At 65.9% G+C, this 19,715-nt stretch carries 22 protein-coding genes; 13 read left to right on the plus strand and 9 right to left on the minus strand.

Annotated features, from left to right (window positions below; all coding sequences use genetic code 11):
- Window positions 1–2: 2 nt before the first annotated feature.
- From AC20117_RS09940 to AC20117_RS09970, 7 genes are all read left to right on the plus strand, one after another.
- The gene (locus AC20117_RS09940) at window positions 3–1,202 is read left to right on the plus strand and encodes a PEP/pyruvate-binding domain-containing protein (RefSeq protein WP_074699862.1); all 1,200 of its coding nucleotides are present in this window, start codon (window positions 3–5) and stop codon (window positions 1,200–1,202) included.
- 56 nt (window positions 1,203–1,258) lie between these two features.
- Window positions 1,259–3,130, plus strand: coding sequence for a PEP-utilizing enzyme (locus AC20117_RS09945; protein WP_074699861.1), 1,872 nt, complete (start codon window positions 1,259–1,261; stop codon window positions 3,128–3,130).
- Window positions 3,131–3,223: 93 nt separating this feature from the next.
- Window positions 3,224–4,033, plus strand: a complete 810-nt coding sequence (locus AC20117_RS09950; protein WP_083339630.1) for an SDR family NAD(P)-dependent oxidoreductase — start codon at window positions 3,224–3,226, stop codon at window positions 4,031–4,033.
- A gap of 48 nt (window positions 4,034–4,081) precedes the next feature.
- The gene (locus AC20117_RS09955; RefSeq protein ID WP_074699860.1) at window positions 4,082–4,402 is read left to right on the plus strand and encodes a 2Fe-2S iron-sulfur cluster-binding protein; all 321 of its coding nucleotides are present in this window, start codon (window positions 4,082–4,084) and stop codon (window positions 4,400–4,402) included.
- Window positions 4,402–5,730, plus strand: a complete 1,329-nt coding sequence (locus AC20117_RS09960; protein WP_236777496.1) for an NAD(P)/FAD-dependent oxidoreductase — start codon at window positions 4,402–4,404, stop codon at window positions 5,728–5,730. Before AC20117_RS09955 ends, AC20117_RS09960 begins: the two co-directional genes overlap by 1 nt.
- An 8-nt stretch (window positions 5,731–5,738) precedes the next feature.
- Window positions 5,739–6,515, plus strand: a complete 777-nt coding sequence (locus tag AC20117_RS09965; RefSeq protein ID WP_074699859.1) for an HD domain-containing protein — start codon at window positions 5,739–5,741, stop codon at window positions 6,513–6,515.
- Window positions 6,512–8,056: an aldehyde dehydrogenase family protein gene (locus tag AC20117_RS09970; RefSeq protein ID WP_083339629.1), complete on the plus strand. Its 1,545-nt coding sequence runs from the start codon at window positions 6,512–6,514 to the stop codon at window positions 8,054–8,056. The genes AC20117_RS09965 and AC20117_RS09970 overlap by 4 nt, the downstream gene beginning before the upstream one ends.
- Window positions 8,057–8,153: 97 nt before the next feature.
- Here AC20117_RS09970 and AC20117_RS09975 read toward each other — a convergent pair whose 3' ends face one another.
- A complete protein-coding gene (locus AC20117_RS09975; protein ID WP_236777497.1) occupies window positions 8,154–9,497 on the minus strand; it encodes an MFS transporter in 1,344 nt (447 codons plus the stop codon).
- Window positions 9,498–9,559: 62 nt separating this feature from the next.
- Window positions 9,560–10,585: an MBL fold metallo-hydrolase gene (locus AC20117_RS09980; RefSeq protein WP_074699858.1), complete on the minus strand. Its 1,026-nt coding sequence runs from the start codon at window positions 10,583–10,585 to the stop codon at window positions 9,560–9,562.
- Window positions 10,586–10,685: 100 nt separating this feature from the next.
- On the opposite strand from AC20117_RS09980, the gene AC20117_RS09985 reads away from it, so the two are divergent.
- From AC20117_RS09985 to AC20117_RS10000, 4 genes are read left to right on the plus strand one after another with little or no spacing between them, the layout of a single operon-like run.
- Window positions 10,686–11,606 (plus strand): LysR family transcriptional regulator, encoded by a 921-nt coding sequence (locus tag AC20117_RS09985; RefSeq protein ID WP_074699857.1) that lies wholly within the window; start codon window positions 10,686–10,688, stop codon window positions 11,604–11,606.
- A gap of 32 nt (window positions 11,607–11,638) precedes the next feature.
- Entirely contained in the window at window positions 11,639–11,884 is a 246-nt protein-coding gene (locus tag AC20117_RS09990) for a type II toxin-antitoxin system Phd/YefM family antitoxin (protein ID WP_074699856.1), read from the plus strand.
- A complete protein-coding gene (locus AC20117_RS09995; protein WP_074699855.1) occupies window positions 11,881–12,135 on the plus strand; it encodes a Txe/YoeB family addiction module toxin in 255 nt (84 codons plus the stop codon). The genes AC20117_RS09990 and AC20117_RS09995 overlap by 4 nt, the downstream gene beginning before the upstream one ends.
- A 49-nt stretch (window positions 12,136–12,184) precedes the next feature.
- Window positions 12,185–12,493: a hypothetical protein gene (locus tag AC20117_RS10000; RefSeq protein WP_074699854.1), complete on the plus strand. Its 309-nt coding sequence runs from the start codon at window positions 12,185–12,187 to the stop codon at window positions 12,491–12,493.
- 40 nt (window positions 12,494–12,533) lie between these two features.
- Here the strand turns inward: AC20117_RS10000 and AC20117_RS10005 are convergent, their stop codons facing one another.
- The 3 genes from AC20117_RS10005 to AC20117_RS10015 are packed head-to-tail and all read right to left on the minus strand — an operon-like array spanning window position 12,534 to window position 14,991.
- Window positions 12,534–13,430 carry an alpha/beta hydrolase gene (locus tag AC20117_RS10005; protein ID WP_074699853.1) on the minus strand — a complete coding sequence of 299 codons (897 nt, stop codon included), beginning with the start codon at window positions 13,428–13,430 and terminating at the stop codon, window positions 12,534–12,536.
- 45 nt (window positions 13,431–13,475) lie between these two features.
- On the minus strand, window positions 13,476–14,333 hold the full coding sequence (locus tag AC20117_RS10010; protein ID WP_074699852.1) for a TspO-related membrane protein: 858 nt from the start codon (window positions 14,331–14,333) through the stop codon (window positions 13,476–13,478).
- A 34-nt stretch (window positions 14,334–14,367) separates the two neighbouring features.
- The gene (locus AC20117_RS10015; protein WP_139186752.1) at window positions 14,368–14,991 is read right to left on the minus strand and encodes a DedA family protein; all 624 of its coding nucleotides are present in this window, start codon (window positions 14,989–14,991) and stop codon (window positions 14,368–14,370) included.
- Between the two features lie 46 nt (window positions 14,992–15,037).
- Here AC20117_RS10015 and AC20117_RS10020 point away from each other — a divergent pair, with 46 nt between their 5' ends.
- Window positions 15,038–15,559, plus strand: coding sequence for an O-acetyl-ADP-ribose deacetylase (locus tag AC20117_RS10020; RefSeq protein ID WP_074699850.1), 522 nt, complete (start codon window positions 15,038–15,040; stop codon window positions 15,557–15,559).
- 52 nt (window positions 15,560–15,611) lie between these two features.
- Here the strand turns inward: AC20117_RS10020 and AC20117_RS10025 are convergent, their stop codons facing one another.
- The 4 genes from AC20117_RS10025 to AC20117_RS10040 all read right to left on the minus strand — a co-directional run bounded on the left by AC20117_RS10025 (window position 15,612) and on the right by AC20117_RS10040 (window position 19,210).
- Window positions 15,612–16,442 (minus strand): FRG domain-containing protein, encoded by an 831-nt coding sequence (locus AC20117_RS10025; protein WP_074699849.1) that lies wholly within the window; start codon window positions 16,440–16,442, stop codon window positions 15,612–15,614.
- Between the two features lie 41 nt (window positions 16,443–16,483).
- Window positions 16,484–17,227, minus strand: coding sequence for an MBL fold metallo-hydrolase (locus tag AC20117_RS10030; protein ID WP_074699848.1), 744 nt, complete (start codon window positions 17,225–17,227; stop codon window positions 16,484–16,486).
- Between the two features lie 11 nt (window positions 17,228–17,238).
- A complete protein-coding gene (locus tag AC20117_RS10035) occupies window positions 17,239–18,120 on the minus strand; it encodes a manganese catalase (protein ID WP_074699847.1) in 882 nt (293 codons plus the stop codon).
- 160 nt (window positions 18,121–18,280) lie between these two features.
- Entirely contained in the window at window positions 18,281–19,210 is a 930-nt protein-coding gene (locus tag AC20117_RS10040; RefSeq protein ID WP_074699846.1) for an RluA family pseudouridine synthase, read from the minus strand.
- A 197-nt stretch (window positions 19,211–19,407) separates the two neighbouring features.
- On the opposite strand from AC20117_RS10040, the gene AC20117_RS10045 reads away from it, so the two are divergent.
- On the plus strand, window positions 19,408–19,707 hold the full coding sequence (locus tag AC20117_RS10045; RefSeq protein WP_074699845.1) for a DUF4193 domain-containing protein: 300 nt from the start codon (window positions 19,408–19,410) through the stop codon (window positions 19,705–19,707).
- Window positions 19,708–19,715 lie beyond the last annotated feature (8 nt).

The following is a 19,715-nucleotide window of genomic DNA, read 5'->3' on the forward strand; positions in this document are numbered from 1 at the left end:
ACGTGGAAAGCAACGAGTACATCCAGTTTTTCGACGGCGGCCTCGAGCCGAAGCTCGAAACGCTCGGCGGCAAGGGCGCGTCCCTGGTCACCATGACCGACGCCGGCATGCCGGTTCCGCCCGGATTTGTGGTCACTACCGCCCAGTTTGATGCGTTTATGGCAGAAGCGGGCATCACCCTGCACATCAACGAACTGCTGGCAGGCCTCGATCCCGAAAACGTGGCCCAGGTAGACAAGGTCTCCGCTGCCATCCGCGAGGACATCTGCTCCCGGCCGGTGCCGGAAGCCATCCGGGCCATGACCATCCAGGCCTACGACTCCCTGATGTCCCGGTTCGAGACGCCGGTCCCGGTGGCCGTGCGCTCCAGCGCCACGGCCGAGGACCTGCCGGACGCCTCCTTTGCCGGCCAGCAGGATACCTACCTGTGGCTGGAAGGCGTCAAAGCCGTCACCGAGCACATCCGCCAGTGCTGGGCCTCGCTCTACACCTCACGCGCCATCATCTACCGGCTGAAGAACAACATTCCCGACGAGGGACTGTCCATGGCCGTGGTGGTGCAGAAAATGGTTAACTCCAAGGTCTCCGGCGTGGCCATCACCATGGACCCGGCCAACGGGGACCGCTCCAAGATCACCATCGACTCTTCCTACGGGGTCGGCGAAATGGTGGTCTCGGGCCAGGTCACCCCGGACAACATCGTGCTGGACAAGGTGACGCTTGCGCTCGTGTCCGAACACCTGGGCGACAAGCACGCCGAACTCGTTCCCGACAGCACCGCACGCGCCCTGGTGGAACGGGAGGTCGATGCCGAGCGACGCGCCCGTCGCAGTCTGAACGATGAGGAAGCCAAGGCCGTGGCGCAGATGGCCAAGCGGGCCGAGAAGCACTACAAGTGCCCGCAGGACGTGGAATGGGCGCTGGATGCGGACCTGCCTGACGGCGAGAACCTGCTGCTGCTGCAGTCCCGCCCCGAAACAGTGCACTCCTCCAAGCCGGCGGTCCCCGCCGCCGCCAGCACCGGCGGATACGCCGCAGCCTTCGGCGCCACCGGGACCAAGGCTGGTTCCACCACTACCGGCTCCGCCCCGGCAGCGGGCTCTGCAACAGTTGCCGGTTCCGTCACCAGCTCCACCGGCACCGCCAGCAGCGGCTTCAGCCTCGGCAGCATCACCGCTTCGCTGCTCAAACCCTCGGTCTGAAACCCGCCGCTACCGACCCACAGGCTCACCGCCGAGCCACCATCGAAAGGACCGCCATGTCCATGAAGTCTTTCCCGAAACCCTCCGAACTGCCGGTGCCCGCCGGCGCCGAAGGATGGGAGAAAATTTATCCGTACTATCTGGTCTTCCAGGACAAGCTCAAGGAGCAGGAAGACGCGAAGTTCTGGTTCTGCGACAGCCAGCACTGGCCCACGGTCTACAAGCCGTTCGAAACGATCGGCGGGGAGTTCGCGGTCAAGTGCCTGGGCCAGTACAACGCCCGGCACCTGATGATCCCCAACGCCAACGGGATTGAGTTCCGCGTGCACCTGGGCTACCTGTACATGTCACCCATTCCGGTCCCCGAGGACCAGATCGCGGCGCGGGTCCCGCATTTCGAGCAGCGCGTGGGCCATTACTTCCAGAACTGGGAGGAACTGCTCAAGCAGTGGCACTTCAAGGTCCGCGGCACCATCGACGAGATGGAGAAGCTGTCCTTCAACAAGCTGCCGGACATGGTCCCGATGGACGACATCACCACCGGCAAGGCGATGGACGGCTCCGAAGTCCTGCTGGAAAACTACGACCGGCTGATCCAGTTGGCCTACCAGAACTGGCAGTACCACTTCGAGTTCCTGAACCTGGGCTACATCGCCTACCTGGACTTCTTCAACTTCTGCAAGGAAGTGTTCCCCAACATCCCGGACCAGTCCATCGCGACCATGGTCCAGGGCGTGGACATGGAACTGTTCCGGCCCGACGATGAGCTCAAGAAGCTCGCCAAACTGGCCGTGGAGCTCCGTCTGGAATCCGCCTTCGGCAATACGGACGACGTCGATGCCACCCTGGGTGCCATCGCTGCGGCACCGGGCGGGGACCGTTGGATTGCCCAGTACGAGGGCGCGAAGGATCCGTGGTTCAACTTCACCGTGGGCAATGGTTTCTACGGGCACGACAAGTACTGGTACGAGCACCAGGAGATCCCCCTGGGCTACATTGCCGACTACATCCGCCGGCTCGGCGAGGGCCAGAACATCATGCGCCCCACCGAGGAACTCATCGCGGAGAAGGAACGCATCGTCGAGGAATACCGGGACCTGCTCGAAGGTGAAACTCAGGCTCTCTTCGACGCCAAGCGCCAGCTCGCCGCCACCGCCTACCCGTACGTGGAAAACCACAACTTCTACATCGAGCACTGGACCATGGGCGTCTTCTGGCGCAAGATCCGCGAACTGTCCCGGATGATGCATGCCGAGGGCTTCTGGACCGAACCCGATGACCTGCTCTACCTGACCCGCAACGAGGTCCGCGATGCACTGTTTGACCTGGTCACCGGCTGGGGCGTGGGCGCCGAACCGATCGGCCCCACCTACTGGCCGGAGGAGATCGAACGCCGCCGCGGCATTGTCGATGCGCTCAAGACCGCCCGTCCGCAGCCGGCGCTGAACACGCCGCCGGAATCCATCACCGAACCCTTCACCCGCATGCTCTGGGGCATCACCACCGAGCAGGTCCAGCAGTGGCTGGGCGCGGGCGAGGAAGTCGAGGGCGGCGGACTGCGCGGCATGGCGGCCTCGCCCGGCGTCGTCGAGGGCCTGGCCCGCGTCGTCCATGACTCGGATCAGCTCACCGAAGTCCAGCAGGGCGAGATCCTGGTGGCCACCGTGACTTCGCCGTCCTGGGGCCCGATCTTCGGCAAGATCAAGGCCACTGTGACGGACATCGGCGGCATGATGAGCCACGCCGCTATTGTCTGCCGCGAGTACGGGCTGCCGGCAGTCACCGGAACGGGCAGCGGCTCGACCACCATCAAGACCGGGCAGCTGCTACGGGTCGACGGCACCAAGGGCATCGTCCAGATTCTGGATATCGAGGAACCTGAACCCCTCGTGACCGGTCCCGGCGCCCACAGCCACAGCCACGCCTGAGTACCTCCACCTCAGGTGATCCCAGTGCCGGGCCGGGCGAGCCAGCCCTTCCCACGGCCCCGGTCCGGCACAACCCAACGCAAAGGTTTGAAGATGACGCAGCAACCCACCGATGCCAACGACGCCGCTGCTACCAGCAGGGAGCGGACGGATGCTGGTACGGCACAGCGGACCGTGCTGATCACCGGTGCCGCCGGGGGCCTCGGCCGGGCCTTCGCGCTCGGTTTCGCCGGCCGCGGCTACCGGGTGGCCGTCGCGGACGTGAACCTGGAAGGCGCGGAAGAGACGGCCAAGCTGGTCCGCGAAACCGGTGCCGACGCGGCGGCCTACCGGGCAGATGTGACCGACCCGGCGTCCACTGAGTCGCTCGCTGCCCAGGTGGCGGAATTCGGGAACGGTCGCATCGACGTCGTACTCAATAACGCGGCCATTTACGCCACGGTGACCCGCACGCCCTTCGAGGACATCGACCCGGACGAATGGGACCTGGTCATGAATGTGAACCTCAAGGGGCCTTGGCTGGTGACCCGTGCGGCGAGCCCCTACCTGGCCGATGGCGGGCGCGTTATCAACCTGTCCAGTGCCACCATCTTCTCCGGGTCCGAGCAGTGGCTGCACTATGTCGCTTCCAAGGGCGGGGTGGTGGCGCTGACCCGGGTGCTGGCCAAGGAGCTGGGCCGGCGCGGCATCACGGTCAACGCGATCGCGCCGGGCTTCACGCTCACCGAAGCCAGCTACTCGCTGATGGAGGACGCCGAAAGCTACGGCGTGGACCGCGGGGCGCTCAAGCGGGCCAGCCAGCCCGAAGACATCGTCGGGGCGGCGCTGTTCCTGGCCGGTCCGGACAGCTCGTACATCACCGGCCAAACCATGGTGGTCGACGGCGGCCGCCAGTTCATCTAAAAACTTCAACCGTCATTTCCAACAAGATTTCCAGCACAAGGAGGAGCCATGCCAACGGTTTATTTCACCGACACGGAAGGCACCACACGCGAGATCACCGGCAACCCCGGGGACTCGGTCATGGAGACGGCCGTCCGCAACGGCGTCCCCGGCATCGTCGCCGAATGCGGCGGTTCGCTGTCCTGCGCCACCTGCCACGTCTTTGTCCGCGAGGACGAGCTGCCCGAGCTGCCGCCCATGGAGGACATGGAGGACGAAATGCTCTACGGCACCGCGGTGGACCGGGAGGAGAACTCCCGCCTGTCCTGCCAGCTGAAGCTGTGCGAGGGTCAGGACCTCCACGTCACTACACCGGAAACGCAGGTCTGATGATGGGCACCGGAACCGCTGACGCGGAAGCCAAGACCAACGACGGCGCCGCCGCCGCTGCAGGGAAGGCGCCGGCCCGGACCGGGCTGCTGATCATCGGCGCCAGCCAGTCCGGCGTGCAGCTGGCCGTGTCGCTGCGGGCCCTGGGCTTCGACGAGCACATCACGCTGCTCGGCGACGAGGACCACCGGCCCTACCAGCGCCCCGCGCTGTCCAAGGAGTTCCTGCAGGGCACGGTGGAGAGCGAATCGCTGATTTTCCGCTCCAACGAGTACTGGGACGAGCACAACATCACCCTGGTCAAGGGCGAGTACATCACCCGGATTGATAAGAACGACGACGGCTCCGGCACCGCGCACGCCGCCTCCGGTGCCGAATTCGGGTTCAAGCGCCTGGCCCTGACGGTCGGCGCCCGGGCGCGGAAACTCGACCTGCCCGGGGCAGACCTGGGCGGCGTGGTTTACCTGCGCAACGCGGACGACGCCCTGGCACTGAAGGCACAGCTGGACAGCGTGCGCGAAGCCGTGGTGGTAGGCGGCGGCTTCATCGGGCTGGAAGCGGCGTCCAGCCTGCACAAGATGCGCAAGTCCGTCACCGTCCTCGAGTACGGCCCGCGCCTGATCGGCCGCGCCGTGGGCGAGGACACCAGCGACTACTTCCTGCAGGCCCACCGCGGCCGCGGCATCGACATCCGGCTCGATGCCCGGATGAAGCGCCTGACCGCAGCCGAAGACGGAAGCCGGGTGGCCGGCGTCGAACTTGAGGACGGCACGGTGATCCCCGCGCAGCTGGTACTCGTCGGGATCGGCGTGGTCCCCAACACCGAACTCGCCGAGCAACTGGGACTGGAAGTCGACAACGGCATCGTAGTGGACTCCCACGCCTTGGCATCGGACGGCACCACCGTGGCGGTGGGCGATGTGGCGAATATGCCCAACCCGCTGCCCGGCTCGCCCGAGGGAGAGCACATCCGGCTGGAAAGCGTGAACAACGCGATCGAGCACGCCAAAGTGGCCGCCTATTCGCTGATGGGCCGGCGCGAGGACTATGCCGGCATCCCATGGTTCTGGTCCAACCAGGCGGACCTGAAACTGCAGATCGCCGGACTGACCCTCGGCTATGACCAGACCGTGGTCCGGCGCGACGACGAACGCGGCAAATTCTCCGTGCTCTACTACCGCAACGGCCGGATCATAGCCGCGGACTGCGTCAATGCACCGCTGGATTTCATGTCGGTCAAGAACGCTCTGGCCAAGGGCCAGAACATACCCGCGGACGCGGCGGCGGATCCCGCCGTCATGCTGAAGACCATCATCACGGACGGCTAAGGAACCCCATGAGAACCCCCGACACGCAGAGTCCGCAGACCAACCCCGACGCCGCCGCCGGCACCGCCTGGTCCGCAGCGGATCCGGCAGCGCACGCGGAAGATCCCCGCGCCACCGCCTTTGCCGCCGCGTACCCCGTACGGCCCGTTCCGGCCACCGGCACCCTGGACACCTCGCCCATCGCCGGCACACCGGCGGCCGAAGACCTGGACAGGCTCTGGAAGGCCGTGGTGGAGGAAACCCGCAGCCGCGGCAACGACATCCACCTGCCCATCTCGCTGGCCTACGCCGAACGGCTCTGCCGGGCCTACCCGGAGGCCGACGCCGAAGTGGTCCGCGTGGCCATCGTGCTGCATGACACCGGCTGGGCGCACGTGGACGAATCACGCATCCTCTCCGAAGGTTTCACCGGCGACTGGCGGAAGGCCGCCATCCGCTTCGAGCACGAAACCGAAGGCTGCAAGGTGGCCCGCCGGGTGCTGCCCGGACTGGGCTACCCGGACGGCTTCATCGCGCGGGTCTGCGAAATCATCGACGGCCACGACACCCGCCATGTGGCCTTCTCGCTGGAGGATGCCCTGGTCCGCGACGCCGACCGGCTGTGGCGCTTCGACCACGCCGGCATCGCACTGGCCTCGTCCTGGTTCGCCATGACGCCTGCCGTCTACACGGACCGCCTGGCCGCGGAGATCATCCCCGAACTCATCACCGAAGCCGCCTACGCGATGGGCACGGCCGACCTCGCCCGGTCCAACGCACTGCTCAAGACAGGAGTGATCCGATGACTTCCGCCGCCCACAGTGCCACCGAGGCAACCAGGCAAGCGCCGGCGGCGTTCTCCGGCCCTGCCGTGGACGCCCGCGCCGCGCTCTCCCTGCCCTACACCCACGTGGACGACGTCTTCATCAATGGCGCCTGGGTTCCCGCCCGCGGCACCGGCCGCAACCCCGTCACCGATCCGGCCACCGGCCAGATCTGGGGCTCGGTTCCGGACGGCACGCCCGAGGATATCGACGCCGCGGTCGGTGCGGCGCGCAAGGCGTTCGACGGCGGGTGGGCCCGGCTTGCTCCATCCGAGCGGGCCGCCTACCTGCTGCGCATCGCCGACGAGGTGGACAAGCGGGCGGAGGAAATGTCGCTGACCAACACCCGCGAAAACGGTTCGCCGGTCTCCGAGTCCACCGGGGCCGCGGCCAACGCGGCGAGTATCTTCCGCTATTTCGCCACCCTCGCGGAGTACCTGGAGCGCGACGACGTCCGCCCGTTCCCGCGCGGCGGCGGTGAGTCGGTGGTGCGCCGGGATCCGGTGGGCGTGTGTGCGCTGATCGCGCCGTGGAACTTTCCGATCAACCTGATGGTGATCAAGCTGGCGCCGGCGCTGCTGGCAGGCTGCACCGTGGTGATGAAACCGGCCTCGCCCACTCCGCTGTCCTTCCGGCTGGTTGTCGACGCCGTGGCCGCCGCCGGTGTACCCGCCGGCGTGGTCAACCTGGTCACCGGTTCCGGCCGGCTGGGCGATGCGCTGGTCAGGCACCCAGGCGTGGACAAGGTGGCCTTCACCGGTTCAACCCCGGTGGGCCGGAAGATTGCCGCGGCCTGCGGCGAACTGCTGCGGCCGGTCACACTGGAACTCGGCGGCAAGTCCAGTGGCATCGTGCTGCCGGACGCGGACCTGGACGCCATGTCCAGCGGACTGGTGCGCTCCTGCATGCGCAACACCGGCCAGACCTGCTACATCTCCACCCGGATCCTGGCCCCCGCCGGACGCTACGACGAGGTGGTGGACATGGTGACCGCAACCATCGCCGCCGGGGTGCAGGGAGACCCCTTGGATCCTGCAACCGTCTTCGGGCCGGCAGCCACCGAATCCCAGTACCGGACCGTGCTGGAATACGTGGACGCCGGCCGGGCCGAAGGCGCCCGGGCGACCACCGGTGGCCGCGCGGCACGGCTCGGCGGCGGACTCGAAGGCGGCTTCTTCGTGGAACCCACGGTCTTCGCCGACGTCACACCGTCCATGCGGATCTCCCGCGAGGAAATCTTCGGCCCGGTGATCTCCGTCCTGAAGTACACGGACGTGGACGAGGCTGTCGCCTTGGCGAACAACACCGAGTTCGGCCTGGGCGGCCTGGTATTCGGCACGGACCAGGACGCTGCCCTCGCCGTCGCTGACCGGATGGACACCGGCTCCGTGGGCATCAACTTCTTTGCCTCCAACCATTCCGCGCCGTTTGGCGGGCGGCACGATTCGGGTCTCGGCACGGAATACGGCATCGAAGGGCTCAACGCTTACCTCAGCTACAAATCCATCCACCGCCGGCCATAGTCTGCCATCCTGCAGGCTCCTGCTGCCGCACGGAAATGCCCGGATGGAACCTCCACCCGGGCATTTCCTTATCTAGATGTCGGCGGTATGTTCCGCGTCAGTCGAGGTTGACCTTGGTGCCTTCCGGCGTGGCGCGGACGGCAATGGTGCCGGCGAGGATGACGGCGATCCAGAACGCTCCGACCAGCCAGATGCTGCCGTTGCCCGCGATCATCAGGCCGGTGGCGATCATCGGGGTGAAGCCGGCGCCGAGCACCGAAGCGCCCTGGTAGGACAGCGAGGCTCCGGTGTAGCGCATGCGGGTGGGGAACTGCTCGGCGATGTAGGCGCCGATGGGGCCGAAGAGCGCGCCCTGGACGATGCCGTTGCCGACCACGATGGCGATGGCGAAGCCCCACAGCGTGCCGTTGCTCAGCAGCATCAGCAGCGGGTAGGCCAGCACAATGCCGGTGATGCCTGCAACGGTGAGGACCTTGCGGCGGCCGATCCGGTCACTGAGCCGCGCAGTGTAGAAGCACATGATCAGGGTGAGGACGGCGCCTGCCGCCTTCCAATTGAGTACGCCGGAACGGTCCACCCCGTTGCCGACGGCGATGGAAACGCCCCACACGGTCAGGATGCCCTGGCAGGCGTAGAAGCTCATGGTGGCGATCAGGGCAACAACGACGGCGCGGGGATGGTTTCGCAGCACGTCGAAGAGCGGCATGCGCTTTTTCTCGCCGGCTTCCTGCAGCTTCTGGAACATCGGCGTTTCAGCAACCTTGAGCCGAATGATCATGCCGACGGCGATCAGCACCGCGCTGAGCAGGAACGGAATGCGCCAGCCCCACTGCAGGAACGCATCGCCGGTCAGGGCGGACGTCAGCGAAACCACCAAGGTGGCCAGCACGGCACCGGCGGGTCCACCGGCGGTGGCGAAGGAAGTGGCCAGGCCGCGCTTCTTCTGTGGTGCGGACTCCAGTGCCATCAAGGCCGCGCCGCCCCATTCGCCGCCCACGGCAATGCCCTGGATGACGCGCAGGGTCACCAGCAGGACCGGCGCAAGGATTCCGATCACTGCGGTGGTGGGCAGCAGGCCGATGAGGACCGTCGAAGCGCCCATCAGCAGCATGGACAGCACAAGCATTTTCTTGCGCCCGAGCTTGTCGCCGAAGTGGCCGAAGACGATGCCGCCGAGCGGACGCGCCAGGTAGCCTGCGGCCAGCGTCGCGAAGGAGGCGAACAGGCCGAAGGCGGGGCTGAGGTTGGCGAAGAAAACGGTATTGAAGACGATGCTGGCTGCGGTCGCGTACAGGATGAAGTCGTAGTACTCGATGGCGCTGCCGATGAAGCTGGATGCCAGGATCCGGCGCATGTCCTTCGTGTTCAAGGACTCGGAGCCGGACTGGTGCTGCGGTGCGGACGGTGCGGACTGCGTAACGGTCTTCAGTGACTCGGACACAATTCCTCCTGATGATGAGGTCGAGGTATCTGGGGAGGGGTTCATGGATGGAGCGCTGGTATTCAGCGGGACGGGCGGAGCTCGATGTGTTCGAGGTCTGCCGGTACGTGGAAGGTGCCGTGGAAATGTTCCGCGGCCTGCTTCCAGACGGAATCGCCGGCCATGCCGGGAACGAGGTGGTGCAGGGCCAGTTGCTTCACGCCGGCCTCGCTGGCGACCTTCGCGGCGTCGCGGACGCTGGTGTGCGACTTGTAGTGGTGGTCCCTGGCCGCGCGGGAGCCTTCGTCCGTCTTATCCGCGTACATAGCCTCGACAAAATCGAAGTCGATCGCCTCGTGCAGCAGCAGATCGGTGTCCTGCGCCAGCGTGACCATGTTCTGCGTGTAGGTGGTGTCGCCCGAGAACGTCACCGAGCCCTCCGCGGTATCGAAGCGGAACCCGAAGGCCGGTGCCACCGGCGGGTGCTCCACCAGGATGGCCGACACCTTGACGAGGTCGTCTTCGTAGATCACGAACGGATCCATGGCCGGCGTCGGGTTCTCATTCGCGTGGTAGCCGATGCCATCCGGAATCTCGATATCGGAGGCTTCGAACAGCTCGAACGGGGACGGGCGCAGGCTGTCGATGATCCTGTCGTTGAGGTCCGTGGCATGCGCGTACATCAGCTGCTCGAACATTTCGCGGGTTCCCGGCGTCGGGCAGTGCGGGGCCACCGGGACGGGCTCAACCGTGGCCCGCGGCGAGGTGTACGGCAACATGCCGCGGTTGCCAGGACCGATGATCCGGACCGGATCGTTGCGCCGGTCGAGAAGGTCGTACAGCCCGAAAATCGCAAGACTGGCCAGATCCACAGTGTGGTCGGAATGCAGGTGGGTGAGGAAGATGCCGCGCAGGTTGGCCAGCTTCAGGCCGGCCTGGCTCAGCCGGCGTCCAACACCGTGTCCGCAGTCCACCAGGTAGAAGGAATCCCCGACGACGACGGCGGTGGCGATTCCGGTCCGGTTGTTCTCCTCAGCGGGCGTCCACCACCGGGGGCCGCCGGCCGTGCCGAGGGTGACGATGCGGGGCTTGAGGTTCGACGCGGTCATGAATGCTCCTCGAAATGAAGATCGTTGATTTCTTCAAGTGTGGCTCCAATCACATAATGTGTATAGTCAATCAATTTGATGGAGTTCATAAGGGGAGTTGATGGCTGAGTTCACCATCCGCCAGTTGCAGTACTTCGTTGCCGTGCTGGACCATGGTTCCGTCACGGCGGCCGCGAAGGAATCGAATATCTCGCAGGCCGCGGCGTCCATGGCCATCGCCCAACTGGAGCACGCGGTAGGTGTTGATCTGCTGATCCGGACCCGCGCGAAGAAAGTCGTGGCAACGCCGGCAGGATTGGAGCTCGCGGCGAGGGCCAGACACATCCTGAGCATGATCGGTGACATCGAAGGTGCCGTTGCCGGCGGCTTCGACGAAATGCGGGGGGCGTTGCGTACGGGCTGCAGCCCCACCCTGTCCCCGCGCTTGCTGCCTGGCCTGGTGGACTATTTCAGCAGCGAGTATCCGGCAGTGGACGTCTCATTCCGTGAGGCCAGCGCTGCCGAGTTGCAGCAGGACGTCCTGGAGGGGCGGATCGATCTTGCCCTGATCTACTCGCTGCAGGCAGTCGACGGCGTGGAGCTGGCGGAAATCGCCCGGGTGCAGCCACACCTGATGCTGTCGGCAACGCACCCGCTGGCAGGCCAGGAATCCATTACCTTCGCCCAGGTGCGCGATGAGTGGGCCATCCTGCATGACGTGCCGCCCACCATCGAAAGGGTGACCGGCATGATGCGCGCCACCGGCGTCGAGCCAAAGCTCCGCTGGCCCAGCACGGACATGGAAACCATCCGCTCCCTCGTTGCCCGCGGCCTTGGCTATTCCATGGTCAACACCCGCCCGGTAAACGACACAACGGGGGACGGGCTCAAGGTCGCCTATGTTCCGCTGGCCGACGAGTTGCCGCCCAACTCCGTGGTGGCGGCGCTGCCGCCGGGGACCCGCGTCCCGAGGCGGGTCAAAGAGGCGATCCGGTTCCTCCGCGAGGCCGCGACGGCTCCGCCCGCCGGCACCTCTCAGTAGTAGTACAATATCCAGTACCACTAGGAGGAATCATGGCCATAACCGCATCGGAAGCACGCGCGCGCCTCTTTCCCCTGATCGAACAGGTCAACGAGGACCATGCCCCCGTTGAAATCGTGTCGAAAAAGGGCAGCGCAGTGCTCATGTCGCTTGAAGATTACGAGGCCTTGCAGGAGACGGCATACCTGCTGCGTACCCCCGCAAACGCCGCCCGCCTTACCGAAAGCATTGCCCAGCATCGGGCCGGAAAAGCAGCAGCCAGGCAGCTCGCCGAGTGAATGTGCTGTTTACCGACATCGGTTGGCAGGATTACCAATACTGGCTCGCAACGGACAGGGCCATCCTGAAGCGCATCAACCGGCTAATTGAGGAATGCCGGCGCACTCCGTTCGAGGGCATTGGCAAGCCGGAAGCGCTTAAGCACCAACTGGCGGGATACTGGTCACGCCGGATCACCGAAGAACACAGGCTGGTCTACGCCGTGGAGGAGAACCAGTTAGTGGTCATCGCCGCCCGCCATCACTACTGACAGGCTTCTCCGACGGGATTCGTCCGCGCGGCGCAGATAGAGTTGAGCGGTGCCTTCCTTCCGAGCCCAGCTCAACATCACTGGCCTGCACCCCGGACACGTCCCCGAGCAGGTGATGGAGGCCGCCGTCGACGCCATTGGCTCTGCCCACGTGGTGGAAGCGAACCAGCTCGACGTCGTTGCCGGGGTCCCGCGGATCACTGTGCGTTTCACAGTGGAGCCAAATGCGTACGACGCCGAAAACCGCCAGGCGCTGCAGGCCGCCGCCAACATGCGCCATGCCGTCGAGCAGGTGGCCATCACTGAGAGGCTCGCCGTCCTGCGCCGTAGCCGCGGAAAGTGGCAGACACTGCGCTGATTCGGTGTGCCCGTCGCGGAGCCAGCGGCCCTGCGGAGCGCTACCGGAGGTCCGCCACCAGCTGACTGACAGTCGCTACGAGCTGGTCCAGCCCGGGTTGCTCGATCGGGAAATGCCCCGCGTTCTCCAACCTCACGATCTGCTTGGGCGCCGCGATACGCTCGAAAAACGGCTCGCTGATCCCTTGCGGGGTCCACCGGTCCTCGGCAGGATGCACCATCAGGACCCGGCCTGAGCTGAAATCCTCCGGTTCAACATCGGGTTGCCATTCCAAAAAGCTGCGCATCCAACCCAGGGACATCACACCACCGCCGCCGTTGGGGTCCCGGAGGACGGTACGCACCAGCCCGGGATCATTGCTGATGTGGCGCATGTCGGCAAGCCAGCGGATGGGGACCCGCACCCTCGCCAAGGGTCCGGCCAGGAGCCGGAGGGCAGGGCCGGCAACCTTCCCCAGCACCGGATGCCACGTCAGCCGTGCCCGGACCCTATCGTCCCGGGGATCCAGCAAGCACGTCACTACCAGGGCGGCGGCGAGCGAGGTGGCGGCTGCCGTTTCGAAAGCGAGCAGCCCGCCCATGCTGGCTCCCATCAGGACCAGCGGACGGTCGTCGGATTCGGCGCGCACGAAGTCCTGGGCGAACTGCTGCCAATGTCCGTACCGGATGCCTGCCGGATCGGGTGACCGGGTGAGGCCGTAGCCCGGAAGATCCGGAACGCTCACATAGGTTCCCAATGTTGCCAGATGTTCTGCGAAGGGACGCATGGCCGCGGCGTTGCCGCCGGCACCGTGGAAGAGCACCAACCGTACCGGGGCATCCGGGGTGCCGATGCGCTCAACATGGACATCCATGTCACGCCAACGCCACCACGTGTTCTCGCTCGCTTCGGCAGGTCCTGCGGGACGTTGGACGAAAGTACCGTAGTTGCTGGTCATGCTGGTTCCCCTTGGAAGCCGCGGTCCGCCGTCGTTGTTTGGATTTCAGATCTCCGGAACGTAGCCGCGGCGAAAGGCCCGGCGCTCCTCGTGCCCCACCCGGAACCGGCGCGACGTCCCGCAGACCAGCACAAAGAAGAAACCGAATCCGGCCGCGATGACCACCGGCACGGAGCCCGGATCACCCAGGAGCCGGGACACGGCGATCCAGCCCAGCCCCCAGCACAAGGCGACGACGGCGGACATCCGGCCACGACCGGTCATCGCCACTACCGCTCCGGCGAAGGAGACCACGCCGAGGGCGATGACCGCCCAGACATCGGCGCCCCAGCCGAACAGGTCGATGCCGCGCAGGGTGAGCCAACTGGCCGCGTTGGCGCCGGCTGCCACCAGAATCCAGCCGGTGTACAGCCCCACGGGAGCATCTGCAAGGAGCGCTTCCACCAGGGACTTGGCCGGATACCGGGTCAGGACGTAGACCGCGGCCAGCAACACGGCCAGCAGCAGGATCATGACCATCAGGCTCAACCCCACATTCGAGGCCTGCGCGCTCAGGATCCAGCAGGCGTTGAGGACCAGCGAGGCGGCCAGCAGCCAGCCGGCCGCGCGCTGCCTCGGGGTGCGACGCTGCGAAGGCCACCACTGGAAGATGGTGTAGCCGACCAGCCCCACGTAGATCGCCGACCAGATGCTGAATGCGCCCGAAGCCGGGGCCAGCAGCGTGAAGTCCGGGGCGAACGCGCCGCCGGCCGTGTCCTTGATGGCGGTGCCGCCCAGCAGGCCGGCACCGCGCGCCCCGATCAGCAGCGCGAACACCAGGCTGGCACTGACCGCGAGTTGGCGTGCCAGATCGGTGGCGAGGATCGTCCGGGTCTTGTGGAGGTAGGGTTTTACGGCGTCCATAACGGATTGGATCGAAGCGGGGTGTTCACTCCTGCTACTCCTCGATGTCGACGACACCCCCGAGCACCGGCGCCGGCTGGCTGCGGCGGCGCAGGCTGATGACGGCAGCTATTGCCGTGCCCACCAGTATGCCAATCACCGTACCCAAAACAAGATTCACCCAGAACGGCAGATCCGTGGCGAGCCCGGTGGCAAGCCCCAGCCCGGTCATCCACAACGCCCAGATGGTGGAGCCCGTGGCGGACAGAACCAGGAAGTTGTTCAGCGGGACATCCGCCAGTCCCGCTGCCGCGACGGACGCGGTCCGGCCGCCGGGGATAAAGCGCGCGGCGACAATGGCGGCATAAGTGGAGGACCGGCCGGCCTTCTCCAGCGCCTGGGTCACGGCGCGGTCCACCTTGCGGCCCCACCGGTAGCGGTTGAGCAACGTGTTGACGCCGCCGCGGAAGAGCAGGAACAGCAGCACGTCCCCGGCCATGCTGCCGGCAAACGCGGTCAGCACCACCAGCGGGAGGATGAGCTCGCCGTGGGCCAGCAGCGTGCCGCCGCCGATGACCATGATTTCCGACGGCGCGGCAGGCATGGGGGCATCCAGAACGACCATCAGCAAGGTCATCGGATAATACAGCCATTGCCACGGCCCTTCGGGGATTTCCACCTCCCCAATCTACCGGCAATAGCTCGCCGATGGCAGAGTACAAAGTATGGAGATAAGGATTCTCGAAGGTGACATCACGCGCCGCGAGGTGGACGCGATAGTCAACGCGGCGAACTCGAGCCTGCTGGGCGGGGGAGGAGTGGACGGCGCGATCCACCGCGCCGCCGGTCCCGAGCTGCTGGCCGCCTGCCGGGAACTGCGGTCCTCGCAGCTGCCCGACGGTCTGCCGGTCGGTTCCGCCGTCGCAACCGAGGCCTTCCGGCTGCCCGCCCGCTGGGTCATCCACACCGTCGGCCCCAACCTGCACGCCGGCCAGAACGATCCGGCTCTGCTGGCCTCCTGCTTCAGCGAAAGCCTCCGGGTGGCCGATGAGCTGGGCGCACGATCCGTGGCCTTTCCTGCGATCAGCGCCGGGGTCTACGGCTGGGACGGCGGCAGCGTCGCCCTGGCCGGGCTGGGTGAGGCGATGAAGTACGACGGCGGCGTGCAGCTGATCGAATTCGTGCTGTTCTCTGCCGGGTTGGCCGAGACCTTTCGTGGCGTCCACCGGAGTCTGCTGGGCCAATAGCGCTCGCCTTGACCAGCGGCGCTCGCCGTGGGACTCCGGCGCGGCCGCTTCCTCAGGCGTCGCGCGGGTTCCGTACCGGGTCGCGCGGACTGTAGTAGCGCCGCAGCCAGCGGGAAAGGCCGTCGAGGCCGGGGAACAGCACACGTTCGGTCACATTGGCCTGGTCCAGATGGTCCCGGATCCGCCATTTGAGCTGCGCGGGAACGATCACCTTCCGGTACAGCTCAGGATGGCGCTGCAGCCACTCGTCCAGCCCTGCGGCGGCGTCGGACATGGTGGAAAAGATCGCGGCCTGGTTCACAATGCGCTCGTCCAGCGAGGGCGGCTCGAAAAACAACGGGATGCTGTGTCCCTCGTCGTCGTGGAACCGGTCGAACTCGGAGAGGGTGTAGGCAGAGCGGGAGAGCATCTCCGTGGTGAACAACCCGCCGCCGGCCGGCTCGATTTCGCTGCGCAGTTCCGGCGGCAGCAGTTCATGGGCGGCCGCATAATCCACGCACCAGACCGCGCCGTCCTCGTCGTAGCGGGACGTGTCCCTGGTGACAAAGTGCAGCGCGACATAGGGGGAGTGGCTCCAGTCGAGCAGACGCGTCGGCAAGCCGTAGTGTTGGGCGACGCTCAGCCAGTTCCAGTCCGAGTCCCCGGGGGACGTGTCCCGGTGGGCGTACTTGCGGAAGTTGCGCATCAGGTGCGGTTCCACCTCGGCACTGGAGTCCCCGCGTAGCCGAACAAGTCCGGTAGACAGGTCACGCTCGGCCGAGGTGTGGCCGCGGTAGGCCACGGCAACGCGGATGCGCGGACGGGCAGGCAGCCACTGGTCCTGTGTCAGGGCGGCGATCAACCCGTACAGATCGTCCGGGTCAACCTCCACCACGGATTCCATCGCCGCCTGCCCTCCTGCCCTTGCTGTCCCGACTGCCGGTGCTAGGTGGCGCCGCGGCGCACGGCCTCGTCCACTGCTGAGGCAATCCCGCCGCGGTACGGTTCGCCATGGCCGGGCAACGCCGTGCCGGCGCCGGTTTCGGCCAGCAGTTCGAGCGATTTCAGCGCCTGCCTGGTATCTGCCGTGGCTGCCGCGGAGACAATGTGCGGGCCGCGCGTGCCGGTGTAGGGATCGAGCGTGACCAAAGCGTCTCCGGTGATGATGGTGTCCCGTTCCGGAAAGTGGAGTGCGCAGTGGCCTTCGGTATGGCCGGGAGTATGGATCACCGCCGGTGCGCCGGGCAGCTGCAGGCCGGCCTCGGCGCCCAGTACGCGAAGATCCTTGACACCCCGGACATTGAGCGCTCCGGCCAGCGTCATCCGGGTCAGGATGGGAATGCAGGCAGGGTACTTAACGGGGTAGGCCAGCCGGTTCTTTTCATGCTTGTACCGGTACGGGTGCTCGGCGATATAGCTGTCGCCCGGGTGCGCGTAGACCGGCACATCGAGGTCGTGCTGGAGCCTGGCGGCGAACCCGAGGTGGTCGAAGTGCGCGTGCGTCAGGACCAGCGCGGAAATGTCGCGCGGCGATCGGCCAAGCTCGCGGAGGGCCGCGACGGTCATCTTCCACATCGCCGGCAGGCCGGAATCAACCAGCATGACCTGGTCGCCGTCCTCGACGAGGTACAGGTTCACATTGGCATGCTCGATGAGGTGGATCCTCTCGGCTACATTGCGGTGGAACATCCCTAAGACCTCTACTCCTTGTGCAGCTTGTCCTGAACCGAGCCGGCGGTCTTTTCCACGATGTTCGGCAGTTCCGTGGTGCCGTAGAAGCGTGAATCGGGATGCGTCGGTTCCGGCAACGGGCCGGTTGTGGTCGGGCCGTCGTGGTAGGTGAACTCCCCGCGCCCGTCCGGTGCGGGTCCGCTGGCCCAGGACCCTTCGGAAGCGGCGGCTCCGTCCGAGAAGTTCTGGTACTGGTAGGCGACGTCGCGGTTCTCCTTGGAAAGCGGGAAGTTGCTGGGTACGGGAAGTGTTTCGGCGCCCTCTTCCTGGAGCTCGCGAGCGGCGGCGATCCACTGGTTCTGGTGCATGGTGTCGCGGGCCAGCAGGAAGGAGAGCAGATCCCGCACGCCGTGATCATCGGTCATGTGGTACAGCCTCGCCACCTGGAGCCGGCCCTGCATCTCCGCGTTAGCGTTAGCGGTGAAATCTGCCAACAGATTGCCGCTGGCCGTGACATAGGAACCCATCCACGGGTTGCCGTTGCTGTCCACCGGCCGCGCGCCGGCCCCGGCCACGATTGCCTGCTGCACGTCCGTGCCGCCGACAATTGCCGCCACCGTAGGATCTGACTGCACCGCGTCGTCGGTAATTCCCAGCGGGGACTTCTCCAGCAACTGGGCGATCATTTTGGCCAGCATTTCGACGTGGCCGAATTCCTCGGCGCCGATCCCGTAGAGCAGATCCTTATACTTGCCTGGGATATGGATATTCCAAGCTTGGAAGCTGTATTGCATTGCCACGGTGATTTCACCGTATTGTCCGCCCAATACCTCCTGCAGCTTGCGGGCATAAACGGCGTCGGGCTTGTCGGGCGTTGATTTGTATTGCAGCTCTTGCTTATGGAAAAACATGGATGGCTTCCTCCGCATAGCGAGTGCCCGGACGTGCGACAGCCAACTCGTCTTTCTGGGTCGGTTCATGACCGGGCTGGATGTTCCGACTCTACGAGGAAGGATCCGGCGGCATAAGGGGTTTGGCCGAAATGGTCAGCCTGCTTATGGTTTGCCCTGCTCAGCGGCCCGCGGGCTCCGGGGCGGCAGCGGCTGCCCATTCGGAGAGCTCCAGCCGGCTGCGGTATTCAACCGGTGCGCCGGAGAGGGGATCGGTGAAGCGGACGCCCCGGGCAAGCAGTTGCAGCGGCCGGCTGTAATCGTCCGGGGCCTTGTCCAGCAGGACCGGGTAGAACGGATCGTGCAGGATGCCCACTCCCAGCGAGGCCATATGCACGCGCAGCTGGTGGGTCTTGCCTGTATGCGGTTCCAGCCGGTACTTGCCGAGCACGCCGCGGGTTTCTTCCAGCTCGATCCGGGTCTCGGCGTTGAACTCGCCGTCCACTACCTCGGCCAGCAGATAGGTGCGGGACTTGACCATCCGGTTGCGCACGACGAGCGGGAACTCAAGCCGCTGGTCCACCGCCGCAATCGCCTCGTACTCCTTTTCCACCCGGCGCTTCTCGAACAGCACCTGGTACTTGCCGCGGGTGGCGGGGTTGGTGGAAAAGAGCAGCACCCCGGCGGTGAGGCGGTCCAGCCGGTGCATGGGAATCAGGTCCGGGATGTCGAGCTGGACGCGCAGCCGGACCAGGGCCGATTCGCTGATATAGGTCCCGCCCGGCGTCGTCGGCAGGAAATGAGGCTTGTCCACCACCAGGATGTTCTCGTCCTGGTGCAGAATGTCCAGCTCCACCGGCAGCCGGTCCTCGGTCGGCAGCGTCCGGTAGTACCAAATGAAGGTGTGCTCCTCCAGTGCAGTGTCCCGGTGCAACCGCACACCGCCCTCGCCGACAATCTCGCCGCGGTCGAAACGGTCCCTGATGCCCTCCGGATCCACATGGCCCCAGCGGTGCAGCATGTAGTCCAGCGCCGTCTGCCAGGGTCCATTGTCGGGCAGGCGCAGCCGCGTGGCGTTGACGCCGTCGCGCACGGGGAGGGGGGATTTCATCACCCTTCAAGGGTACCGGCGCCCGGCGGAGCAGCCGTCCGGCCGCCGCTGCCCGCGCCCGCCTCCAGTGCAGCTGCCATTCCTGTGGAAAGGGATGACAGCGACCCCGGCAACTGCCCTATAGTGGGGAACCAACGTTCTTGCGGGAGCGTGCTGAAGCGTACGAGGACTGTCAACATTTGAAGTGGAGGCCCGCGATGGCTACAGACTACGATGCACCGCGAAAATCGACCGAGGACGAGCCGGAAGAGTCCATCGAGGAGCTGAAAGCCCATAAGAGCGACAGCCGGTCACCGGAAATCGAGGTGGACGAGGCCGACGCGGCCGAAGGCTTCGAACTGCCCGGCGCGGACCTTTCCGGCGAGGAGCTCCAGGTCCGGATCATTCCGCCGGGCGAGGACGAATTCACCTGCTCATCCTGCTTCCTGATCCGGCACCACTCCATGCTCGCCAGGGAAAAGGATGGCCTCTTCTACTGCAAGGACTGCGAAGGGTAGCTCAGCGC

It is taken from the genome of Arthrobacter crystallopoietes (assembly GCF_002849715.1).
Classification (GTDB): Bacteria; Actinomycetota; Actinomycetes; order Actinomycetales; family Micrococcaceae; genus Crystallibacter; species Crystallibacter crystallopoietes.